Source organism: Methylobacterium sp. Leaf99, from assembly GCF_001422375.1.
Taxonomy (GTDB): Bacteria; Pseudomonadota; Alphaproteobacteria; order Rhizobiales; family Beijerinckiaceae; genus Methylobacterium.
Map to the genome: position 1 here is coordinate 1150053 of NZ_LMMU01000001.1, position 21801 is coordinate 1171853.

At 72.2% G+C, this 21801-nt stretch carries 18 protein-coding genes; 6 read left to right on the forward strand and 12 right to left on the reverse strand.

All coding sequences use genetic code 11. The annotated features are described in order from the left end of the window. Nucleotides 1–23: 23 nt before the first annotated feature. From ASF28_RS05195 to ASF28_RS05235, 8 genes are all read right to left on the reverse strand, one after another. On the reverse strand, nt 24–254 hold the full coding sequence (locus tag ASF28_RS05195) for a hypothetical protein (RefSeq protein WP_056088527.1): 231 nt from the start codon (nt 252–254) through the stop codon (nt 24–26). Between the two features lie 301 nt (nt 255–555). Then, nucleotides 556–1485: a DMT family transporter gene (locus tag ASF28_RS05200; RefSeq protein ID WP_056088529.1), complete on the reverse strand. Its 930-nt coding sequence runs from the start codon at nt 1483–1485 to the stop codon at nt 556–558. A 52-nt stretch (nt 1486–1537) separates the two neighbouring features. Further along, complete coding sequence (locus ASF28_RS05205; protein WP_056088532.1) at nt 1538–2806, reverse strand: arsenic transporter; 1269 nt, start codon at nt 2804–2806, stop codon at nt 1538–1540. Nucleotides 2807–2857: 51 nt separating this feature from the next. Continuing rightward, nucleotides 2858–3982: a metallophosphoesterase family protein gene (locus ASF28_RS05210; RefSeq protein ID WP_056088535.1), complete on the reverse strand. Its 1125-nt coding sequence runs from the start codon at nt 3980–3982 to the stop codon at nt 2858–2860. 11 nt (nt 3983–3993) lie between these two features. Then, nucleotides 3994–5301 (reverse strand): MFS transporter, encoded by a 1308-nt coding sequence (locus ASF28_RS05215; protein WP_056088538.1) that lies wholly within the window; start codon nt 5299–5301, stop codon nt 3994–3996. 218 nt (nt 5302–5519) lie between these two features. Beyond that, entirely contained in the window at nt 5520–7085 is a 1566-nt protein-coding gene (locus tag ASF28_RS05220) for a glucosamine inositolphosphorylceramide transferase family protein (RefSeq protein ID WP_056088541.1), read from the reverse strand. 7 nt (nt 7086–7092) lie between these two features. Beyond that, entirely contained in the window at nt 7093–9195 is a 2103-nt protein-coding gene (locus ASF28_RS23190) for a WecB/TagA/CpsF family glycosyltransferase (RefSeq protein ID WP_244474899.1), read from the reverse strand. Nucleotides 9196–9197: 2 nt separating this feature from the next. Continuing rightward, nucleotides 9198–10727 carry a GumC family protein gene (locus tag ASF28_RS05235; RefSeq protein WP_056088545.1) on the reverse strand — a complete coding sequence of 510 codons (1530 nt, stop codon included), beginning with the start codon at nt 10725–10727 and terminating at the stop codon, nt 9198–9200. 549 nt (nt 10728–11276) lie between these two features. Here ASF28_RS05235 and ASF28_RS05240 point away from each other — a divergent pair. Both ASF28_RS05240 and ASF28_RS05245 read left to right on the forward strand, forming a co-directional pair. After that, on the forward strand, nt 11277–12242 hold the full coding sequence (locus tag ASF28_RS05240) for a cupin-like domain-containing protein (RefSeq protein ID WP_056088549.1): 966 nt from the start codon (nt 11277–11279) through the stop codon (nt 12240–12242). Nucleotides 12243–12256: 14 nt separating this feature from the next. Further along, entirely contained in the window at nt 12257–13438 is a 1182-nt protein-coding gene (locus ASF28_RS05245) for a GNAT family N-acetyltransferase (protein ID WP_056088552.1), read from the forward strand. Nucleotides 13439–13471: 33 nt separating this feature from the next. On the opposite strand, the gene ASF28_RS05250 is transcribed toward ASF28_RS05245, so the two are convergent. Further along, on the reverse strand, nt 13472–14878 hold the full coding sequence (locus ASF28_RS05250) for a lipopolysaccharide biosynthesis protein (RefSeq protein ID WP_056088553.1): 1407 nt from the start codon (nt 14876–14878) through the stop codon (nt 13472–13474). Between the two features lie 91 nt (nt 14879–14969). Next, nucleotides 14970–16115, reverse strand: a complete 1146-nt coding sequence (locus ASF28_RS05255) for a glycosyltransferase (RefSeq protein WP_056088557.1) — start codon at nt 16113–16115, stop codon at nt 14970–14972. A gap of 13 nt (nt 16116–16128) precedes the next feature. Between ASF28_RS05255 and ASF28_RS22835 the strand changes: the two genes are divergently transcribed. The 4 genes from ASF28_RS22835 to ASF28_RS05270 all read left to right on the forward strand — a co-directional run bounded on the left by ASF28_RS22835 (nt 16129) and on the right by ASF28_RS05270 (nt 19339). Beyond that, entirely contained in the window at nt 16129–16278 is a 150-nt protein-coding gene (locus tag ASF28_RS22835) for a hypothetical protein (protein ID WP_162239983.1), read from the forward strand. Between the two features lie 431 nt (nt 16279–16709). Further along, nucleotides 16710–17390 carry an OmpW/AlkL family protein gene (locus ASF28_RS05260; RefSeq protein ID WP_056088559.1) on the forward strand — a complete coding sequence of 227 codons (681 nt, stop codon included), beginning with the start codon at nt 16710–16712 and terminating at the stop codon, nt 17388–17390. A 98-nt stretch (nt 17391–17488) separates the two neighbouring features. Beyond that, nucleotides 17489–18820 (forward strand): aspartate aminotransferase family protein, encoded by a 1332-nt coding sequence (locus tag ASF28_RS05265; protein WP_056088561.1) that lies wholly within the window; start codon nt 17489–17491, stop codon nt 18818–18820. Between the two features lie 210 nt (nt 18821–19030). Beyond that, complete coding sequence (locus ASF28_RS05270; RefSeq protein WP_056088564.1) at nt 19031–19339, forward strand: hypothetical protein; 309 nt, start codon at nt 19031–19033, stop codon at nt 19337–19339. Between the two features lie 50 nt (nt 19340–19389). On the opposite strand, the gene ASF28_RS05275 is transcribed toward ASF28_RS05270, so the two are convergent. Further along, the gene (locus ASF28_RS05275) at nt 19390–20064 is read right to left on the reverse strand and encodes a GntR family transcriptional regulator (protein WP_056088567.1); all 675 of its coding nucleotides are present in this window, start codon (nt 20062–20064) and stop codon (nt 19390–19392) included. A gap of 106 nt (nt 20065–20170) precedes the next feature. Beyond that, a complete protein-coding gene (zwf, locus tag ASF28_RS05280; RefSeq protein WP_056088570.1) occupies nt 20171–21649 on the reverse strand; it encodes a glucose-6-phosphate dehydrogenase in 1479 nt (492 codons plus the stop codon). Between the last annotated feature and the right edge of the window lie 152 nt (nt 21650–21801).

Genomic DNA, 21801 nt, shown 5'->3' on the forward strand with positions numbered 1-21801 from the left:
GGATCTGTCCTCCGGCCCCGGTCTCAGGAAGACCGCTTGCGCTTCGGCGGGGCGGCGGCGGCGGCGGCGGCCTTGGCCTCCGCGTCGGCGGCTTCCTTAGCGAGGCGCAGGGCGCGCAGCTTCACCGTGCGCTCGTCGACGGCTTTGACGGAGGCGATGTGCTCGGCCATGGCCTCGGCACCTTCCTTGGCCATCCGCTCGGCCCGCTCGGCACGCTCCTCGGATCGGGTCCGGGCGTCGGTCTCGTCGCTCATTGCATTCCTATCCTCGACCCCTCCTGGGGATCGCGTGCGACCGCATGGGCGGGCTGCGGCGAGGCGAACTCGCGCGGCTCGGCGACCCGTGAGGTCACGACGCGCGCCGGATGGACCGCGCGTGAGCGGCGGCCGGGCGGCGGGAAGGGCTAGTCCACACACCTTCGCGCGGATCGGCTTCAGGCGGGATGGGTCCGGTCTAGCATGGCGGGGCCGGAAAAGGCCAACCGTTCCGGTGCTTATCCGCACTTAACCGCACGGCCGAAAGCGGAGGCGGGGCGCGAACGCCGCCGCCGCCCGTTCAGAACAGCGAGATGAGGACGATTCCCGCGATCATGAGGGCGGCGCCCCCGAGGCGCGACGGGCCGGCCTTGACCTGCTTCATGCCGACCCAGCCGAAATGGTCGAGGGCCACCGAGGTCAGGAGGTTGGCGGTGATGAGCAGGCCGTTGAAGGCACCGGCCCCGACGGTGTCGACGAAGAGCAGGCCGCCGAACACCGCGACCGCCCCGGTGATGCCGGCAAGCGGCATCCACCAGCGCACACCTTCCACGTCCTGCCTCGTCGGCAGCGGCGTCGGGCGCAGGAGGAAGACGAGGACGAAGACGAACACGACGGGCAGGAACGAGACGGTGGCGGCGAGCCACGGGTTCACCAGGGCGCCGCGCAGTCCGGCGTTCCAGACCACGCCCACGGCCTGCAGGATGCCCGCGACGACGATGAACGGGTAGAGCAGCTTCGGGTTGAGGCCGTGCCCCGAGTCCTTCTCGCCATCCTTGTCCGCCGTGGTGCGGGCGATGAAGACGACGCCCACCGCCATCAGCAGGCCGCCGAGCCACGGCATCACCTTGAACCCGCTCCCCGGCAGCCCGAACAGGCCGAACGCGTCCATGGCGAGGGAGGCGAGGATGTTGGCGGTGAGGGTCAGGCCGTTGAACGGACCGGCCCCGACCTTGTCGATGAAGGCGAGGCCGCCGAACACCGCCACCGCGCCGGCGACGCCGCCGAGCGGCGCGTACCAGGGCATCTTGCCCAGGGTCTCCAGGGTCGGCAGCGGCGTCGGCATGACGAGGAACAGGGTCGCGAACACGAACACGATGGGCAGGAACGACACCGAGGCGGCGAGCCACGGATTCACCAGCCGGCCGCGCAGCTGCGCGTTCATGGAATTGCCCAGCGCCTGGAGGGCGCCGGCGACGAGGATGAAGGGATAGAGCAGGGCGGGGTTCACGGGCGGCCTTGGCGCAAGAGATCGGACGAGGGGGGGGTCGGACGAGGGGGGATCAGACCAGGAGGAGGCCGGCCAGAGCCAGGATCAGGGCCGGCGGCATCACCAGGGCCCCGAGCTTGAGGAAGCGCCAGAAGCTCACGTCCTGGCCCTCGCGGCGGATGGCGGTGAGCCACAGGATGGTGGCCAGCGACCCGGTGACGGAGAGGTTCGGCCCGATGTCGATGCCGATGAGGATGGCGCCGGCGATCCGCTCGGACACGTCCGCCGCCTGCACCGCGGCCCCCGCGATGAGGCCGGCGGGCAGGTTGTTGACGACGTTGGAGAGCACGCCGACGGCGAGGCCGCCGCCCCAGGCCGCCTCGGCCGGGGAAGCCTCGGCGACCCCCTTGAGCCAGGCGACGATCATCGCCAGGACGCCGGTCTTCTCCAGGGATTCCACGAGGATGAACAGGCCCGCCACCAGGGGCAGCACGCTCCACGACACGTCCTTGACCACCGCGACGGCGCCGCCGCGCCGGATCGCCAGCACCACCAGGGTGGTGGCGAGGCCGGCGCAGAAGGTCGGCAGGCCGAGTTCCAGGCCGTAGGCGGAGGCGGCCAGCAGCACGCCGGCGGTGGCGACGATGCCGGCGCCCGCGACCTTGCCGGTGCCCGACAGGGCCACGGCCTCGACGTCCCGCGCGACGGTCTGGGATTTCAGGGCGGCGTTCTGGGTCAGGCGCAGGACGAGGTAGGTGGCGAGGATCGCCAGCGCCGAGGGCAGCGCGAAGCGGGCGAGCCACTGGAGCAGCGGCGGCATGTGGGTGGCGTAGACGACGAGGTTGGCCGGGTTCGAGATCGGCAGGACGAAGCTCGCCGCGTTGGCGATGAAGGCGCAGATGAAGAGGTAGGGCAGCGGGTTCTCGACCTTGGCCGCCCTGGTGGCGGCGTAGACGGCGGGCGTCAGCACCACCGCGCAGGCATCGTTGGAGAGGAACACCGTCACCACGGTGCCGACGAGGTAGACCAGGAGGAACAGCCGGGTGGCCGAGCCCCTGGCGGCCCGGACCGCGATGCCGGCCAGCCAGTCGAACAGCCCCTCCTTCCGGGCGACCTCAGAAATCAGCATCATGCCGACGAGAAAGAGGTAGACGTCCGTGCCCTTGCGGGCGCCCTCCCACGCGGTCTCGGGCGAGATCAGCCCAAGCAGGACGAGGGCGGCGGCCCCCAGCACCGCCCACACGGCCTCGGGCCACGCGAACGGGCGCACGATCACCCCGAGGGTGGCGAGCCCGGCGATGATCCAGGTGGCGAGGTGGGGCGTGATCGGCAGGGCGGGCATCGGGGGACCGGTTTCGTCGGAGCGTTCGGAGGGCGGCGGTTCGGCGGGCGCCTACCAGGGCCGGCCGTTGCGGTTGGGACCGAGCTGGGTGCCCAAGAGGCCCTTTTCGGGCCAGGCGCCGAGGGCGTCGGCGTCGCTGCCGAGGCCCTTCGAGGCCGGGATGCCGGCGGCGTCGCCGGTGGGCTCGACGGCATCCGCGTCCGTGCCGCCGGCGGCATCGAAGGCGCGGACCACGAGGCGGCGGGCCCGCGGCCCCCAGGCGATGCGGGCGCGGTGGCGCCGATCGCCCTCGGCCCGTTCCATGGCCTGCCAGGGCCCGCCGTCGACGCTGACCTCGCAGGCGGTCACGGGGGTTTCGCCCAGCACGAGGGCGCGGACCTCGATGGTGTCGCCGACGATGTGCTCGGCATCGGCCGCGTCGTGGGCGAGGCGCCGGTCGGCCGGGGCGGTGACGAGGACGAAAGGCCAGGGCCGGGCAAGTTCCTTGAAGCGCCAGCTCACCACGCCCCGGTCGATGGCGGCCACGGCGTAACCCACCGGCCCCTCCTCGATCTGCCCGGTGGAGCGGGTGGCGGCGAAGACCGTGCGGCCGTCATTGGCGAGTTCGTTGTAGTGGGTGTGGCCCATCTCCACGAGGCGGACCCGCGAGCCCGAGACGAGGTGCGCCACGCGGGTCGCTTCCCCGTCGCCCTTCAGGTCGGCCGGGTAGGTGTGCATGAACAGGGCGCAGTCGAACCCGTCCCGCTCGGCGCCCTGCACTTCGCCCTCGAGCCAGGCGAGCTGGTCCGGCCCGAGGCGGAAGTCGGGACCGCCGGAGCCGGGGCCGCTCATGTCGAGGAACAGGCAGCGCAGGCCCGACACGTCCGTGGCGTAGGGCAGGCGCCGGGCGTCGAGGCCGGCGTAGAAGGCGTCGAGGCCGCCGCCCTCGACATCGTGGTCGCCGGTGATCACGTGGACCGGCAGGGTCAGGCGGTCGAGGCCCGCGCGGACGACGGCGTATTGCGCGGGCGTGCCGTTGTCGGCGTTGTCGCCCGGCAGGTAGACGAAATCGAGCCCGTCGGCGGCGTTGATCTGGTCCACGATGGTGGCGAAGTCGCGGGCGTTGGGCGCGTCCGCGTCGGTGATGTGCAGGTCGCCGATATGGGCGAAGGCGAGGATGTCGTCGCGGGCCGACACGACGATCCGCCTCAGACCGCCGCGGCCGGAAGGGGCGTCGCGCCCCCGCCGGTGGCGCCGCCGCGGCCGGGCTCGTAGCCGTAGGTCTCCGGCATGGCGAAGAGGTAGAGGGCGAAGCCCGCGCCCGCGATGGCGGCCAGCGCCAGGAAGGCGGTGGAATAGCCCGCCGAGACGATGATGACGCCGGCGAGGGTCGCCGAGAGCGCGGCGCCGAGGCCCTGCGCCGTGGCGACGGCCCCCTGTGAGACGTTGAACCGCCCGGTGCCCCGCGTCAGGTCGGCGACCACGAGGGGGAACAGGGCGCCGTAGATGCCGGCGCCGATGCCGTCGAGGAGCTGGACGCCGACGAGGTAGAACGGGTTGTCCGACAGGGTGTAGAGCACGCCGCGGACCGCCAGCACGCCGAAGGCCGCGAGGAAGATCGGCTTGCGGCCGATGGCGTCGGCCTTGGCGCCGACGAACACGGCGACCGGCACCATGACGAGCTGCGCCGCCACGATGCAGATGGCGATGAGCGAGGTGGCGTTGTCCTTCCCCGACAGCTTGGTCAGCAGCTGGCCCACGGAGGTCAGCATGGCCGCGTTGGAGAGGTGGAACAGGGCGGCGAGGACGGCGAACAGGACGAGGTACTTGTTCTTCAGGAGCGCGGTGAAGCCCGAGGGTTCCTCGTCGGCATCGGATTTCGTCTCGGTCGTGCCGTGGTCGAGGCCGCGGGCGAGGTCGTCGTCGATGGCGTCGGCCGGCACCATCAGCATGGCGCCGATGCTGCAGAACGCCAGGACCGCCATGAGCCAAAACACCACGATGGGCCCGAAGAAGTAGGCGGTGCCGCCCGCGATGGCCGCCGAGGCGGCGTTGCCGGCGTGGTTGAAGCCCTCGTTGCGGCCGATGCGCTTGGCGAACATTTTCGGGCCGACGACGCCCAGGGTGATGGCGGCCAGGGCCGGCGGGAAGATCGCCCCGGCGATGCCGGCCACCGACTGGGTCGCGGCGACGAGGTAGAAGTTGGTGATGAACGGCAGCAGCAGGCAGCTCGCCGTCACCGCGATGGCCCCGGCGATGACCACGGCGCGCTTCCGGCTGGTCCGGTCGATGAGGGCGCCGGCGGGCGTCTGCGCGATGAGGCCGGCGATGCCCGCGATGGTCATGATCAGGCCGGTGGTGGCCTCGTTCCAGCCCTGGTCGGGCCCGCGCACAGCGATGAGGTAGATGGCGAGATACGGCCCGAGGCCGTCGCGCACGTCGGCGAGGAAGAAGTTCAGGGCGTCGAGGCCGCGCAGCGAGCGGGCCGAGGGCGCGCGCACGGCGGCGCCGTTCATCGTTGGCTCGGACACGTTGAGCCCTTCCTGACGTCGCGGACGTCTTGAGATCGCATAGGGTGCGCGGACCCGTCCCGCGCCGGCGGACATCCGCCCGGCCAAGCCTGATCCAGCGGACCGGCAATCCCGGGGCGCGCGCGCCGGTTCCGAAAGGGCGGGATTAAATTATCGTGTGTTTCGTGGAGGACGAGACCCGCGGCGGAGGCCTTCGCTCTGCATTACGAATACGGCCGCCGCCGCCAGTAACGCGGGGACGCCCCGGAGCCGTCGATGAACTCGAACGCGTCCGTCCGGTTCAGGGTGTGGAGCCGGTTGCCGGGAAAGCCGGGGCCGGCGCGCAGGGTGGTCTCCACGGTCTGGGCGTAGCCGCCGTCGTCGAGGCGGTCGATCCGCGCCAGGGCCAGGGCCGCGCCGTAGCCGCGCCGGCAATCCTGCACCGGGCGGATCAGGGCGCCGTCCCGCGCCACGATGCGCCCGGCCGGGCGCGCGGCGGCGAAATCGATGAGGACGGGGTTGCGCGGATGCGGGGTCCACGGCCCGCGGAAATCCGGCGCCGACCACAGGTGGAGGGCATCGGAATAGGCGCCGCGCGCCGCGCGCTCCAGCTGCCCGAGCCCCTGTTCGCGCACGGTGGCGAACAGCCACCACCGGCCGCCGTGTTCGAGGAGGGTGGCGTCGCTCGCGGTCACGCCGGAGACCAGGGTCGCCTGCTTGACCCAGCCGCCCGGGAAGGCGGTGGCGCGGTAGAGATCGACGGTGCCGGCGGCCCCGCTCTCGGGGATCATCCAGTGCGCGCCGTCCCGTTCGAACACGAACGGGTAGGACAGGTGATGGGGCTCCTCCAGCACCGGCACCGGCACGCCCTCGGGGCCGTCCGGGCCGAAGGCGACGGCGGAGATGACGCCCCGGCCGGTGGCGTGGGGATACTCCTCCACGAACAGGATGGTGCGGCCCCCGTGCGCGATGGGGAACGGGTCGGCGTAGAAGCGCAGGCCGTCATCGGGCAGGTCGTGCCAGCCGTGGTCGGGCAGGCGGCGCAGGTCGATGAGGTCCGGCCCGGCGAGGTGACGCCAGCCGACGCGCCAGTGCGGGGTCCGGTAGCCGAGGCGGTGGAGCCGCGCCGCCACCGTGCGGGCGAGCATCGTCACGGCCCGGAGGCCGATGGCGGCGCGGGACGGGCCGGCCGGGGCGACGGCCGCCATGGGCGATCCGTGAGCGCCGACCCCTTCCCCGATTCCTTCGCCGACGAGGGCCGACCGGATCAGATCGACGGTGCGCACGAGGCCGTCCTCGAACGCGGCCCGCATCACGGTGAGGGATTCGGTGCCAAGGCGCCCGGCGGCGGCGACCCGCTCCCCCTCCACGAGGGCGGCGACGGGCGTCCGCCCGGCGAGGAGGGATGCGAGGAGGCCGGCCTCGCCGCAGGTGCCGTCGAAGGTCAGGCGCCAGACCCGCAGGCCCGACGCCGGGGCGACGTCGCCGCAGAGGTCGAGGACGAGGCCGGGCTGCCCGAGGTCGAACACGCCGAAGTCCGGATAGGCCGCGAGGGCCGCCAGCGGCACGGGTGCGGCCGGGCCGTCACCGGGCAGGCGCCGCAGGCGGGCCTCGACGGCGAACAGGAGCGCGGCATTGGCGGGCAGCCCACCGGGCCCCGGTGACCGTGCGACGAAAAGGTCGAGGCCCGACAGGGCGGCCAGGGCCTCGAGGAGGCGCAGGTGCCAGCGGCGCGGCGCCCGCCCGTCCAGGCGCACGCCGACCCGGAGGGGCTTCGTTCCATCCCGCATGGGCGGCTCAGGCCGCGGTCGCGGGCACGTCGACGGGGGCGGCGCGCCCCTGGACCGCGCGGTGCCGGGCGAACAGCCGGTTCATCTGCACGGTCACCGCGTAGGGCGCCGCCTTGGCGTGGATCGCCGCCGGATCGAGGCGGCCGAGGCGGATGCCGTCCCACAGGCCGGCGAAATGCTCCACCATGAGGGCCGCCGAAGTCTCCGTATCGGCGCCGCGCTCCACCAGGAAGCCGCTTGTTCCGGCCTCGATGAGCCCTTCGAACTGTGGCAGGCGGATCGCGCCGAACGGGCGGCCGCTGGCGAGGCCCTCCAGGAGGAAGCACGGCATGCCCTCGAAGAACGAGGTCAGGATGCCGGCATGGCACAGGGCCATGATCCGGGCGACGCCCCGCGCGTCCTGGAAGCCGTGGCGCACGGTGATGTCGCTCACCGCCGCGAATTCGGGGAACCGCGTCGGATCGCTGGCGCCGACGTAATGGAGTTCGACCTTGCCGCCGAGGCGGGTGCGCAGGGCCGCCACGGTGGCGAAGATGAGGGCCGGGTCCTTGAACGCGTCGAGGCGCCCGGCGAAGACGATGCGGAACACCCCGTCCCCGCAGGCGAAGGGGTGGGGCGAGAACAGGCCCGTGTCGACGGAGACGGTGAGCACCTCGGCCTTGGGCAGCGCCTTCGGGAACTCCTTCGCGATGCGGGCGACGATGGCCGGGTTCACGCAGAAGATGCCCGTGGCCCAGCGCAGGGCGAGGCGCTCGCCGAGCGCGTGGAGGTACCAGTACGACTTGATGAGGGAATCCATTCGGTCGCCCCGGCTGCCCTCGCCGTGGACCATCTGGAAGGCGGGCAGGCCCAGCAGGCGCGCCAGGGGCGCGAACTCGAAGCGGTGGAGGTCGGCGGTGGCGGGCCCCGGCCCGATGGCGCGCCGGATCGCCCGGAGGTGGCGCAGGGCGCCGAGGACGTAGTGCAGGGTGATGGACTGACCCAGGCTTTTCGCCGCGTGGTTGACGTCCTGCGCCCGGATCCGCGCCACGGGCAGGAAATCGATGCTGCGTCCCTCGACGACGAGGGGGCGGACCGCGCCGAGGGTGCAGTCGCCCGCCTCGTCGGTGCCGACGAACAGCACGGAGACATCCGCCGGATGGTGGGCCAGGATCTGGCGGATATGGGTCTCGATGCCGCCGACCTTCGCGCCGCGGGGGTCCATGGTGTACATGAGGCAGATGCGCGCGCGCGACGGCTCGGGCGCGCTCTCACCCTCTTGCACATCCTCCTGCACATCGCGAAAACCGAGGGCCCGCACGGCCGGCTCGACGACGCTCAGGCGGGCGAGCAGGCCGGCGCAGCGCGCGTAGCGGCCGCCCAGGGCCTTCGGGGCATGGGCCAGGCGCCACAGCCATTCGAGGCGGGCCGCCCGGACGGGGCGCGGCGCCCGCGCCTGCCTCCCCGACAGGAAATCGAGGGCGGCCCCGATGCAGACGAGGCCGAGCCCGGAATGCCGCGCGGCAGCGCGGGCCGCGAACAGCTCCTGCTTGGGCGCGCCGAGGGCCACGAAGACGAGGCGGGCGCCGGAGGCCGCGATCCGGTCAGCATCGGCGTCGGCCTGCGGCGACAGGGGGTCGAACCCGAAGGCGGGCGCGTGCCAGCCGCGGATGTCGAGGCCCGGACTCGCCGCGCGCAGGGCGGCGGCGGCCCCGGCGAGGCTCTCCTCCGTGGCCCCGAACAGGTAGACGGGCACGCCATCGGCGGCGGCGGCGGCGCACAGGGGGGCGACGAGGTCGGCCCCGGTGGTCACCCGGACGGCCTCCCCGCCCCCGCCGCCCCGGCGGGCGAGGCGGGCCACGGGCCAGCCGTCGGCACTGACGAGGGTCGCCGACCGGTAGGCGGCGCGGAAGCCCGGATGGGCGCGCAGCTTGACGAGGTGATCGAGGTTCAGGGTGAAGAAGGTGAACCCGCGTCCCGCGGCGGCGCGCTCCCGCACGGCGGCCACGGCCCCGGCGGAATCCGCGACGTTGACGAACTGCCCGTCGATGCGCGGGGGAGCGCCCGGTGCGGGCGGGATCGGGGCCATCGTCAGGCTTGCCTCGTGCAGGGCGGATCCGGGGGGCGGCATGCTCAATACCTCACCGAGGATCGGGACGGGCGCGGCGCGGACGCACCGGCGTGCTGGAAGGCCGGACAGGCTTCCGTCGATCCGGGGAAGGGCAGGCCGCGCCCGCCCCCCGCGCGCCGCACCGCCACCGGACGGCGGTGGCGCAGGATCGCCACCACGAGGCTCGCCGCCACGGCGAAGGCGAGGGCGATGAGCAGGACCGCCCGGGTGTTGGGGCTCGACGGCTTGGCCGGCGCGATGGCCGGCGCGATGATGCGGGCCACGGGCGTGTCGACGCTGTCCTGGGCCAGGTTTCCGTTGGCCTTGAGGAAGCGCAGGTAGATGGCGCGCGCCGCCTCCACGTCCCGCTCCAGTTCGCGCAGGCGCACGATGGACTGGTTGGTCTGGTTCGCCTCGCGGTTCTGGTCGTCGACCTGGCGCTTGAGCAGGGTCTCGTTGGCCTGCGCGATGGTGACCTCGCCGCGCTGGGTCTCGGCGATCCGGCGCAGTTCGGCGGCGATGAGGGAGCGGATGCCGGCGAGTTGCTGACCGACCTCCTGGAGGGCGGGGTGGCGCGCGCCCAGGGTGGTGCCGAGGGTGTCCTGCTGGCGCCGGATGTCGGCGTATTGCAGGCGCAGCTGCTGGATCACCCCGGATTTGGCAGCGTCCCCCGTGGCGCCGGGATCGCCGGTCTTGAGGGCCCGCTCGGTCTCGGCGAGGCGGGTGCGGGCGTCGAAGGTCTTGAGCTGGGCCTTGGCGAACTCGGCGTTGACCGTCTCGAGCTTCTGCTCGCTCACCAGCCGGCCGTTGGCGCTGACGATGCGGGCCTGGGTCTTGAACGCCTCCACCCGCGCCTCGGCGTCGTGGATCTTGTCGCCGAGTTCGGCCAGGCGCCGGTCGATCCAGACGCTCTCGGCGCTGGAGGCCTTGGACTTCGTGTCGATCTGATCGTCGATGAAGGCCTTGGCGACGCCGTTGGCGAGGCGCGCGGCGGTGTTCGGATCGACGGACCACGCCTCGACCTCGAGGATCAGGGTGCGCTCCGAGCGGCGGACCACGAGGCGCTCGGCGAGCGCTCCCGTCGCCGCCTGCGCCTGGGCCTCCGCCGTGGGGGGCGGCCCCGCCGGGGCCTCGGCGCGCAGGCCGACCATCTGCCTCAGGCGCTGCAGCAGACCGGGGCGGCCGCTGCCGAATTCGGGATTCTTGACCAGCTGCTCGGCCTCCACCACCCGGCCCAGGACCGCGGGCGACGCGATGAGCTTGGCCTGGCTCTCCAGCACGCTCGCGTCGATGGACTGGCGCACGCCCGAATCGGCGCTGAGGCTGGTGCCGCCGCGCGGGTCGAGGAGCAGGGTCGCGGCGGTGCGGTAGAGGGGCTGGGCGAGGCTGAGGTAGGTGACGGCGGCGGCGAGGACGAGGGCGGACACCAGGATCATCGCGACGGCCTGCTGCCGCAGGATCGCCCCGAGTTCGCTCAAGGTGACGAGGTCACCGGACTGCCGCCGCTCGACGGGACCGTCCGGGGGCTGGGTGGTAGGCATGTCGAGGCTCACGTCTCGCGCTCCGTACGGCGTTCGCTCCGTCCCGCTCCGGAGCAGGGACGGCGGACGACGACCGACGACAGCAAGTGCCGCGCCGGTCATGCCGATTTGGTCTGGACCCTAGGCGCGGGACCGTTTCCGAAACCCTTCATCGCGTGACGAAAACGACCGTTGCGACCAACCTGTGGATAGCATCGCGCGGGAATGCTCGCTTTAGGGAATCGACCTTAAACATCGGCGCACACGAGACCGGTCCTCGATCACCCGTTGTCTTGAGGAACCGGTCTCTCCATTCGATTAAGACGCTGTTATCCATGCGGGCAGCGCCGCACGACAGGACGCAACCTGGATGTCTAGGCTCACATCGGGCCTGCCGCTTGCCTGGCACGTCCCCATCACACGCACGGCGCCGGCCGGGCGCCCCGAAACGGCACAAGGCGTCCCACCCATGGAACGACGGGCCCCGGAATGAACGGTCGACCCGCCCCATCCGGCCGGTCCCGCCGCCAGCCTGACGACACCACCCCTTCACACGCCGCCCCACCCGCACACGAGGATGTCATGAGCGCGACGCAGAACCCCGTCTTCACCGACTGGACGCCCCAGCACGCGGAGCTGTTCAAGCATCAGCCCCTGCGGCTGGCCCACCGCCTGCACGAATCGCCCCTGTTCTCCCGCGCGGCGCTGGCGAGCCTCATCGAGAACTATCCGCGCAAGTCGTACAACCTCGTCCATATGGGCCCGGCCGGCCAGCGGCGCCTGTGGCGCGAGGGCGAGATCGGCGACCTGTCCGGCACCGAGGTGATCGACGCCATCGAGAACGGCCGGATCTGGATCAACCTGCGCGACGTGCGCAAGATCGACCGGCGTTACGACGAGCTCCTCACCGGGGTGTTCGACGAGCTGAAGCAGCGCATGCCGGACTTCGACACGGAGAACCAGGGCATGGGCATCCTGATCTCCTCGCCGAAGGCGCAGGTTTACTACCATTGCGACCTGCCGGGTCAGGCCCTGTGGCAGATCATGGGCCGCAAGCGCCTGTACCTCTACCCGAACACCCCGCCGTTCCTCCAGCCGCACGACCTCGAGGACATCGCCCTGTTCGGGCACGAGATCGACATGCCCTACCAGCCCTGGTTCGAGGAGCATGCCACGGCCTACGACCTCGAGCCGGGGCAGATGATGCACTGGCCCCTCAACGCGCCCCACCGCGTCGAGAACTTCGACTGCCTCAACGTCTCGATGACGATGGAGTACTGGACGCAGGAGATCCGCCGGAAGCACATCGTCAATGTCGGCAACGCGATCCTGCGCAGCCGTCTCGGGGTGACGCCGAAGAGCCGCGCCACCGACGGGCCGGGCTTCCTCGCCAAGGCGGTGATGCAGAAGGCCCTCAAGAACCGCAAGTGGACCATGCGCGGCGCAGAGAAGAAGGGCCGTCCGCCGGTGGATTTCCGCCTCGACCGCGCGCGGCTCGGGCAGATCGTCGACCTGCCGAAGGTCGACGCGTCCCCGGCCGCGGTCTGAGGCCCGGAAACACCATGTCCCTCGCCCTCCCCCTTGAAGCGACCGCGGGCGACGCCCGCGCGCTCGCCTACGATGTCGCCATCGCCGAGGACTGGGCGACGGTCGAGGACCTGTGGCGCCCCCTGATGGAGGCGGGCGTCGCGACGCCGTTCCAGGACGGAGCCTGGCTGCGGACTTGGTACGCCACCTTGGGCGCGTGCCCCCACGCGACGCCTCTGCTCGTCACCGTGCGGGAGGCGGGCACGGGGCGGATCGCGCTGGCCCTGCCCTGGATGCTGGAGCGCGCCGGCGGCCTGCGGGTCGTCGGCTTCGCCGACGGCGGGATCACCGACTACAACGCCGCCCTCCTCGGCCCCGCCGCCCCGTCCGGGCCCGGGGCCTGGGCCGGGATCGCGAAGGCCGTGCGGGCGGCCCTGCCGCCGGCCGACCTCCTGCGCCTGACCAAGCTCGTCGGCCCGGTCGCCGGATGGCCGGGCGCCGTCCCGACGTCCCTGAACGGCAACCTCATCCGCATCGACGGCCCGTGGGAGGCGTTCCAGCGCGGCCTGCAGCGCACCTTCCGCAAGGAAATCGAGCGCAGCGGGCGGGTGTTCGCGCGCCACGACGGTGCGGCGTTCCGGCAGATCCACGACCGGACGGAGGGCGCCGCCATCCTCGACGCCCTGGAGCGGCTCCAGCGCGGGCGCATCGCCGACCTCGGCCTGCCCTACGTCCTCGACGATCCCGCCATCGCCCGGCATTACCGCATCCTGGTGGAGCGGGGCCTGCACGACGGCAGCGTGGTGCTGACGGCGCTGACCGCCGGACACGAGGTGGTGGGTGCCCTGCTCGGCCTGCGCACGGGCGAGCACTACGCCATGGTGCGCCTCGCGGCGGCCGGCGGCGAATGGCGCAACGCCTCGCCGGGGCGCCTCCTCATCGCCCGGACCATGGAGCACCTCCATGGACAGGGCGCGCGCACCTTCGACTTCACCATCGGCGACTACGAGTACAAGCGGCGGTTCGGCGTCGTGTCCGTGCCCCTGGCGGGCGTGCTCGCCCCCCTCTCCGCCCGCGGGCTCGTGCCGTGGGGCGTCGAGGGCGCCCGGCGCGTGGCCCGGACCCAGCCCTGGATCGTGGCCCTGCGCAGCCGGCTGAGCGCCGCCGGGACGAAACCCGGCCCCGCCGCACCCCTCCCGGGCGGCGAGGACGGCTGAGGGCGTCTGCGCCGTGATCGGACCGGGGCGGGCTCAGGCCGGCTGCCGACGCCCGGGCCAGTCCTCGCGGAACAGCAGGGCGAGGACGGCGAGGTAGAGGGTGCCCGCCCCCGCGATGGCGGCCACCAGCACGAGCCAGCCGGGGTTCGGCGGCATCCAGGCCAGGGGCATGAGCATGATCCCGGTGGCGAGGGCGATCCGGGCGACGGGCCGGGCCGGCACCCGCAGGCCCTCGCGGTAGGCGGCGCCGAAGCAGGCGAGAAAGCCGATGGCGCTGCCGGCGAGGCACCCGAGGCAGGCGCCGAGGAGGCCGCCGGCGAGGAGCCCGACGGTACAGCCCGCCAGGGTCGCGGCGCTCTCCACGAGGGTGACCTTCAGGAGGATGCCGGGCTTCTCGCGCAGGAGGAACACCTGGTCGGCGCAGTGGACGCGGACGTTGCGCACGGCCGCCGCCAGGGCCGCCACCGGCAGGAGGACGCGGGTCATCTCCCGGAACTCGGCGCCGATGAGGAGGTCGACCAGGGCCGGCGTCAGCCAGATCACCCCGGCGGTCGCCGGCACGACGACGGCCAGCAGGAAGATGCCGTTGCGCGCCACCTGGGCGTAGGCTTCGGCCGGGCCGCCCTGCTCCATGCGCCGCACGGCCAGGGGAAACGCCGCGGCCGTCACCAGCATGGCGGCCACGGAGAGCAGGCGTTGGCCGAGGCCCCAGCCGACGGAGAGCAGGCCGACGGCCACGGCCCCGTCGAGGCGCTCGACGATCACCCGGATGCCGTTCACCGAGGCCCAGGCGATGCTGCCGCTCACCAGGAGCGGCGTGCTGTAGGCGAGGGCGACGCGCACGATTCCCGTGTCGAGGCGGATGGCGCCGGTGTGGGGCAGGCGCAGCCACAGGATCGGCAGCACCGCGGCGTGGGCGAGGGCGAAACCCGCGAGCACCGCGGTGGCCGAGTTCTCGGCCCGGGCGAGGACGACCGCCAGGGCGAAGCCCGCCACGGGACCGGCGGTCTGCGCCAGGGTGTAGATGCCGATGGCGCCGCCGGCCCGGGCGCGTTCGGCCAGGTGCGTCGTCAGGGTGCGGCTGATGGTGAAGCCGAGGGCCGCCGCGAGGAAGCCCGGCGTCAGGGGCGCGGTGCCCGTGGCGAGGACCGCCCAGGTCACGCCGATCTGGAGCCCGGCGCTGATGAGCAGCACGGCGTTCTCGTGGGCCGCCTGTCCGGCGCGGCCGTCGGTGCCGAGGGCGGCGCCGTAGCGCAGGACGTAGGCCGACCACCAGGCGAGGCAGAGCTGGAACACCAGTTCCTGCAGGGCCATGACCAGGGCGACGATGCCGTACTCGGCCGGCGGCAGCCAATGCGTCCAGGCGACGACGGCGGCGAACTGCGCCACGGGCCCGATGAGCTGGGCCGGCAGATACCGGAGGGTGTGGCTCAGGAGCACGGGGCGCCTCGTTACACGGAGGGAGCGAACGCGGCCCGACCCTGGCCCGAACCGTCCTTAGAAGCTGTGAACATCCCAGCCATGAACGCCGTCACGGCCGGGCGGGGCCGTCGAGGAAGCCATCGAGGAGGCCGTCGAACAGGGCCTCGTAGCCGGCCACGGCCGCCGCCACCGAGAACAGGGCCGCCCGGGCGACCCGTGGAGCGGGGGGACCGGGCTCGTCGAGCATGCCGTCGATGGCGGCGGCCAGCGCCGGGGCATCGCCCACCGGCACGAGGGCGCCGAAGCGCCCGTTCGCCAGGATCTCCACCGGCCCGTCGCAGGCCGTCGAGGCCACGGGCAGGCCGTGGGCGAGGGCCTCGACGAGGACGTTGCCGAACGCCTCCGCCCGCGACGAGGCGGCGAAGCACGCCGCCTCCCGGTAGAGCTGCCACGGCCGCTCGACGTGGCCCGCCAGGGTGACGCGCGCCGACAGGCCGAGGTCGCGGATCAGGGCCTCCAGGGCCGGACGCTCGGGCCCCTCGCCGACGAGGACGAGCTCGGCGTCGGGCCGGACCAGGGCGAAGGCGCGCAGGAGCGTCGAAAAGTCCTTGGCCGGGGCTAGGCGTCCGACGGCGAGGACCCGGCGGGGACGGGCGCGGAGTTCGGCGGCATCCCGGGCCGGCACGGCGGCGTCCACCTCGACGGGGTTGTGGAGGCGCACCGACCGCCCCGGCACGGCGCCGACCGCGACGACGTAATGCGCCATCAGCCCGTCCGAGACGAAGACCGAGCGGGCGGTGAGCCGCGCCAGCACCGGCGTGGCGGCGTTGCCGAGGCGGCTGAGGCGCTGCGGCTCGCTCTGGGGATGGCCGTGGAACGAGAGGACGGCGTGGCGCCGACGCCCGGCGAGGCCGGCCGCCACCGCGTGCTTCAGGTTCGACACGCCGAGCGCCGAGAGCGACACGTCCGGCCTGTCCCGCGCGAGGTGGCGGGCGAGGCGCGCCACCGCGACGGCGTGGTTCCCGCCCAGGGCGAGGAGGCGCACGCGCGGGTCGAGGCCGGCCTCCGGGCCGTTGGCCCCGTGGTCGTAGGCCAGGGTCACGGCATGGCCCCGTGCGGCGAGCGCCGAGGCGAGCAGCGCCCACACCCGCTCGGCCCCGCCGCCCGTCACCGCGTGGGTGTAGAACAGCAGGGACCGGTGGCGCCCCGCCGCGATGCCCCCGACCCGTTCCTCGTCTTCGACGCCCGGCGCCATCCGCGATCCTTCCATGGGCCCACCGGACCCGGACCCGGACCCTATCACCATCGCGACCGGCACGGGCGGCCCGGTCTCCGGCGGACCGTCCATCATGGTGAACGACCCGGCCATCGACGCCCCGTTCGTCCCTCCAAGGCCAGGACAGGTCTGCGACGCCTGAGCGAAGCCACGACCGAGAAATCGACCGTGGAGGCGCATCGACGCGCGGCGCTCGCGAAATGGAGGGTGGCGCAGTCGGGGGTCATAGGGTGGTTTTACTTCGATGGCGGACGGACCGAACCACTCCGGAAGCTTTGGCTGCCGGACGTTGCCGGGGCGAAGATCCAGCCGCGCGCCACCGTCGCGTCCTGAAAAGATGCGTAACTCATCATACCTCCCGCGAATATATATCAGTATACCATGTGACTATAGAGATCGATATTGATAGAATGCAATCATTTGTGAAGTAAACCGGCGGTTTCGTTAAGACGTTTCCGATACCCCATGTTCAGGGCGCCCGCAGGGCAGCGTCCGATCCGTGGCGCGAGCGCCGCGGGTTCCGGAAGCGCCGGCGCCCCCGGCGCGGGACACGTTTTTTCGAGAGCATTCGTCATGTCGAAGTTCGAGACATTGCTGATCGCAGCCCTCGTCGGCCTCTGCGCGGTCCCGCCGGGGTCCGGATCGTCCTACGCGGCGGAGCCGCCCGGTCCGGCGGCGGCCCCCACAACGGTCGGCCTGCGGGCGGGGGACTGGCTCGTGCACGGCCGGCTCGTCGGGATGATCCCGACGGAGCGGACCTCCCGCATCGATCCCATCGGCGGCCGCGTCGACACGCCGGCCGCCATCCTGCCCGATTTCGACCTGTCCTACTTCCTCACGGATCATGTCTCCGTGTCGGGCCAGGCCGGTCCGGTCCGCAACCGTCCGGTGATCCGGGGCTCCCTCGTCGGCGACGTCGCCGTCGGATCGATCTGGAACGCCGTCGTCTCCAGCGTGGTGCGGTATCATTTCCTGCCGGACGCGGCCTTCAATCCCCACCTCGGCGTCGGCGTCAGCGCGATGATGCCCATCTCGGTCGATCCGGCCCCGGGAATCCCGACCTTCAAGGTGGCGTCGCTGATCTGCCCGGTGCTCCAGGTCGGGTTCGACTACCACCTCACCGGCAACTGGTTCGCCAACGCCATGGTCAAGTACGTCTTCGTCCCGCCGCAGACCTACGAAATCGCGGGGATGAAGGCCAATACCGACCTGAACATGGTCATCGTCGGGGCCGGCCTCGGCTACCGCTTCTGAGACCGTCGCACGGTGGTCGCGAGCGCGGGGGCGGTGCGAAAAAGCTTGTTCGCAGGTGCGAAGCCGGGTTCAACTCCGCCGGACAGGAGAGGACCCGCATGCCCGCCACCGCGAACGCCCCCGGACTCGACGCCTACTGGATGCCGTTCACCGCCAACCGGCAGTTCAAGGCGGCGCCGCGCCTGTTCGCGTCGGCGCAGGGCATGCACTACACGACCACGGACGGGCGTGACGTCCTCGACGGCACGTCCGGCCTGTGGTGCGTCAATGCCGGGCACGGGCGGCGCGAGATCGCGTCGGCCGTGGAGCGTCAGCTCACCACCCTCGACTTCGCGCCGTCGTTCCAGATGGGCCACCCCATCGCCTTCGACTTCGCCGAGCGCCTCGCCGCCATGGCGCCGGGCGGCCCCGAAGCGCATCTCGACCGGGTGTTCTTCACGGGCTCGGGCTCGGAATCCGTGGACACCGCCCTCAAGATCGCCCTGGCCTACCAGCGCGCCATCGGCCAAGGCACCCGCACCCGGCTCATCGGGCGCGAGCGCGGCTATCACGGCGTCGGCTTCGGCGGCATCTCGGTGGGCGGCCTCGTCAACAACCGCCGGGTCTTTCCGCTCCTGCCGGCCGTCGACCACCTGCGCCATACCCATGACCTCGACCGGAACGCCTTCGTGCGGGGCCAGCCCGAGCACGGGGCGGAGCTCGCCGACGACCTCGAGCGCCTCGTCGCGCTCCATGGGGCCGAGACCATCGCGGCCTGCATCGTCGAGCCCATGGCCGGCTCCACCGGCGTGCTGATCCCGCCGAAGGGCTATCTCGAACGCCTGCGCGCGATCTGCACCCGCCACGGCATCCTGCTGATCTTCGACGAGGTGATCACCGGGTTCGGCCGCCTCGGCACGCCCTTCGCCACGGATTATTTCGGCGTGGTTCCCGACCTCGTCACCACCGCCAAGGGTCTCACCAACGGGGCGCTGCCCATGGGGGCGGTGTTCGCGGCGCGCGCCGTCCACGACGCCCTGATGCACGGGCCGGAGGGCGCCATCGAGCTGTTCCACGGCTACACCTATTCGGGCCATCCGGCGGCCTGCGCGGCCGGCCTCGCCACCCTCGACATCTACGCCCGCGAAGGGCTTCTCACCCGCGCCGCCGGCTTGAGCGAGACCTGGGCGGAGGCGGTGCACGGCCTGGCAAGCGCCCCCCATGTCATCGACATCCGCAGCCTCGGCCTCGTCGCCGGCATCGAGCTCGCGCCCCGCGAGGGCGCACCGGGGGCCAGGGCCTACGAAATCTTCGTCGACTGCTTCGAGCGCGGCCTGCTGGTGCGGGTGACCGGCGACATCGTCGCCCTGTCGCCGCCCCTCATCGTCGAGGCCGGACAGATCGACGCCATGGTGTCGATCCTGGGCGACGCCATCGCGCGGGTCGCCTGAGCGTCTCCCCCGAAACGCCCGCGGCACCGCCGTGTCCGGGGGCGGAGCCGACGACGGCCGGACGGTTCGTGAACCATTCCGGGGCGGGACGCGCTCCGGACCGTCCCGTCTTCGGGGCGCCCGCGTTTACCCTCCGTTTACGCTGGCGGCCGTGAATGGTGGCCGGAGGTCGCCCGCTCGGGCAGGCTCTCCGCCTTCCGGAGGCGCCCCATGTTTCCCCTGATGTTCGTCGCCATCGCCGCCGGCCTCGGCACAGCCGCCGCCGTCGCGCCCACGAGCGTGGCGCTCGCCGTGATCACCGCGCCCTTCGGCGGCAGTCTCGCCGCCCTCGCAACGGCGTTCTATCTCGCCCGCCGGAACGACGCGGCGGGCGAACGCCGGCCGGCCGACCTGCGCGACCGGACGGATTCCATGGTGGCGGCCCTGCGCGGCCTCGAAGCCCAGGGCCGCGCCGAACCGCACCGCTCCCACCGGGGGCGGGCGCCCGGCGAGGCCGGCCCCGGCCGGCATGTCGCCTAACGGGAACGTCGCCTGAGACCGAACTCGGCCTGAGACCGGCCGGAGCGGGATCAGTCGGCCGCGGCGAAGTTCTCGGTGATGATCGGGGTCCGGGCGCGGATATGGGCGCGCATGAGGACCGCGAACGCCTCGCCGTCGCGGGCGCGCAGGAGTTCGATCATCCGCTCGTGCTCGGACACCGCCCGCGCCCACTGCTCCGGCGTCTGGTGGACGGCGTAGCGCGAGCGCTGGATCCGGCCCGACAGGCTGGCGTAGATGCCGCCCAGGGTGGCGTTGCGGCTCGCCGCCATGATCGCGTCATGGATCGCGCGGTTGAGGCCGAAATACGCCCCCTCCTCCCCGGCCTTCCACGCGGCCACCATGGCGAGGTGGTCGCGCTCGATCCCGGCGATCTCCTCGTCGGTGATGCTGCGGCAGGCGAGATCGGCGGCCGTGGCCTCCAGCCCGGCGATGACCTCGATCATCTCCTCGATCTCGGATTGCGACAGGCTCGCCACCCGGGCGCCGCGATTGGGCAGGAGTTCGAGCAGACCTTCCGTCGCCAGGATCTTGATGGCCTCGCGCAGGGGCGTGCGCGAGATGCCGAAGCGCTCGGTCAGCTCGCCCTCGTTGATGCGGGCCCGGGGTTCGAGTTCGCCGGACCGGATGAGATCACGCATCCGGTCGACCACTTCGTCGTGAAGGTAGCGCCGGTTGATGCCGATGCCCGGCTCGATCTTGTTCATCGGTCAACAGTTCTGAAAAATCGCGTGGCCTATACTTCCGTTGTAGGAGTCGACCGCGCGGGTGTCGAGGGACGGCCGCCAGCAAGCGGGCGGCCGTCCGGTCCCGTCAACGCACTTCTTCGTGCCAGGTGCGTCCATCCCGCTCGATGAGGGCGATGGCGGCGGTGGGTCCCCAGCTTCCGGCCGGATAGGGCCGGGGCGGCTCGGGCCGGTCGGCCCAGGCCTTGAGCAGGGAATCGGCCCAGGCCCAGGCGACCTCGACCTCGTCGCGGCGCATGAACAGGGTGGCGTTGCCGCGGACCACGTCCATGAGCAGGCGCTCGTAGGCATCCGGGTAGCGCTGCTTGAACGTCTCCTCGAAGGAGATGTCGAGGTTGGTCGGCCTGAGGCGCATGCCGCCGGGGCCGGGGTCCTTCGTCATCACCTCGAGCTTGATCCCCTCTTCGGGCTGGAGCCGGATGACGAGGCGGTTGGGCTCGCGCCCGAACGCCTCCGTGGGAAAGATCGAGAACGGCGAGGCGCGGAACTGCACCACGATCTCGGACAGCTTCTGGGGCAGGCGCTTGCCCGTGCGCAGGTAGAACGGCACCCCGGCCCAGCGCCAGGACTGCACCTCAAGCTTGAGGGCGACGAAGGTCTCCGTGCGGCTCTGGGCGTCGGCGCCGAGATCCGTGCGGTAGCTCTCCACCGGCTGGCCAGACACGGCGCCGGCGGCGTACTGGCCGCGCACGGTCACGGTCTGGACGTCGTGCGGGGTGATGGGCTTCAGGGCGCGCAGCACCTTCAGCTTCTCGTCGCGCACGGAATTGGCGTCCAGCGACAGGGGGCTCTCCATGGCCATGAGGCAGAGCAGCTGGAGCATGTGGTTCTGCACCATGTCGCGGAGCGCCCCCGACGTGTCGTAGTACCCGGCCCGGCCCTCGACGCCGACGGTCTCGCCCACGGTGATCTGGACGTGGTCGATGACGTCGGCCGTCCACAGGCGCTCGAAGATGGTGTTGGCGAACCGCAGGGCCAGGAGGTTCTGGACCGTCTCCTTGCCGAGGTAGTGGTCGATGCGGAAGATCTGCTCTTCGGGAAAGACCTTACCGACGGCGTCGTTGATGGCGCGGGCCGATTTGAGGTCCTTGCCGATGGGCTTTTCCAGCACGACGCGGGATTTTTCCCCGATGAGCCCGTGGGCGGCCAGATTCTGGCAGATGGAGCCGTAGAGGTCGGGCGAGGTGGCGAGGTAGTAGGGCCGCACCTGGTCGGGCCGCTCGGCGAGCTTGGCGGCGAGGTCCGCCCAGCCGTCGTCGCCGGCCCCGTCCACGGCGACGTAGTCGAGGTGGTCGAGGAACGCCGCGAGCCTGTCCTCCACCACGTCGCTCGCGGGCACGAAGCGCTTGATGGCGTCGCGGGCCCGCTCGCGGAACGCCTCGGCGCTCATCTCCGAGCGCGACGCGCCGATGATCCGGCTGGTGCCGGGAATCTGTCCATCCTTGAACCGGTAGTAGAGCGCCGGCAGCAGCTTGCGCGTGGTCAGGTCGCCGGTGGCGCCGAACACGACGCAATCGAAGGAGGCGACGGGGATGATGGTGGCCAAGGGCGGCTCCCGGGGTTCGTTACGTGCGCACGCGATCCGAAGGCCGGGACAGGCGACCCCGGATCGGCGGCGTCAGGCTTAGACCGCAAGCAAGAGCTTCGCCAGCGGGGCCCCGCCGTGCGTGCCACCGTTCAACGGGCGCTTCCGCGCAA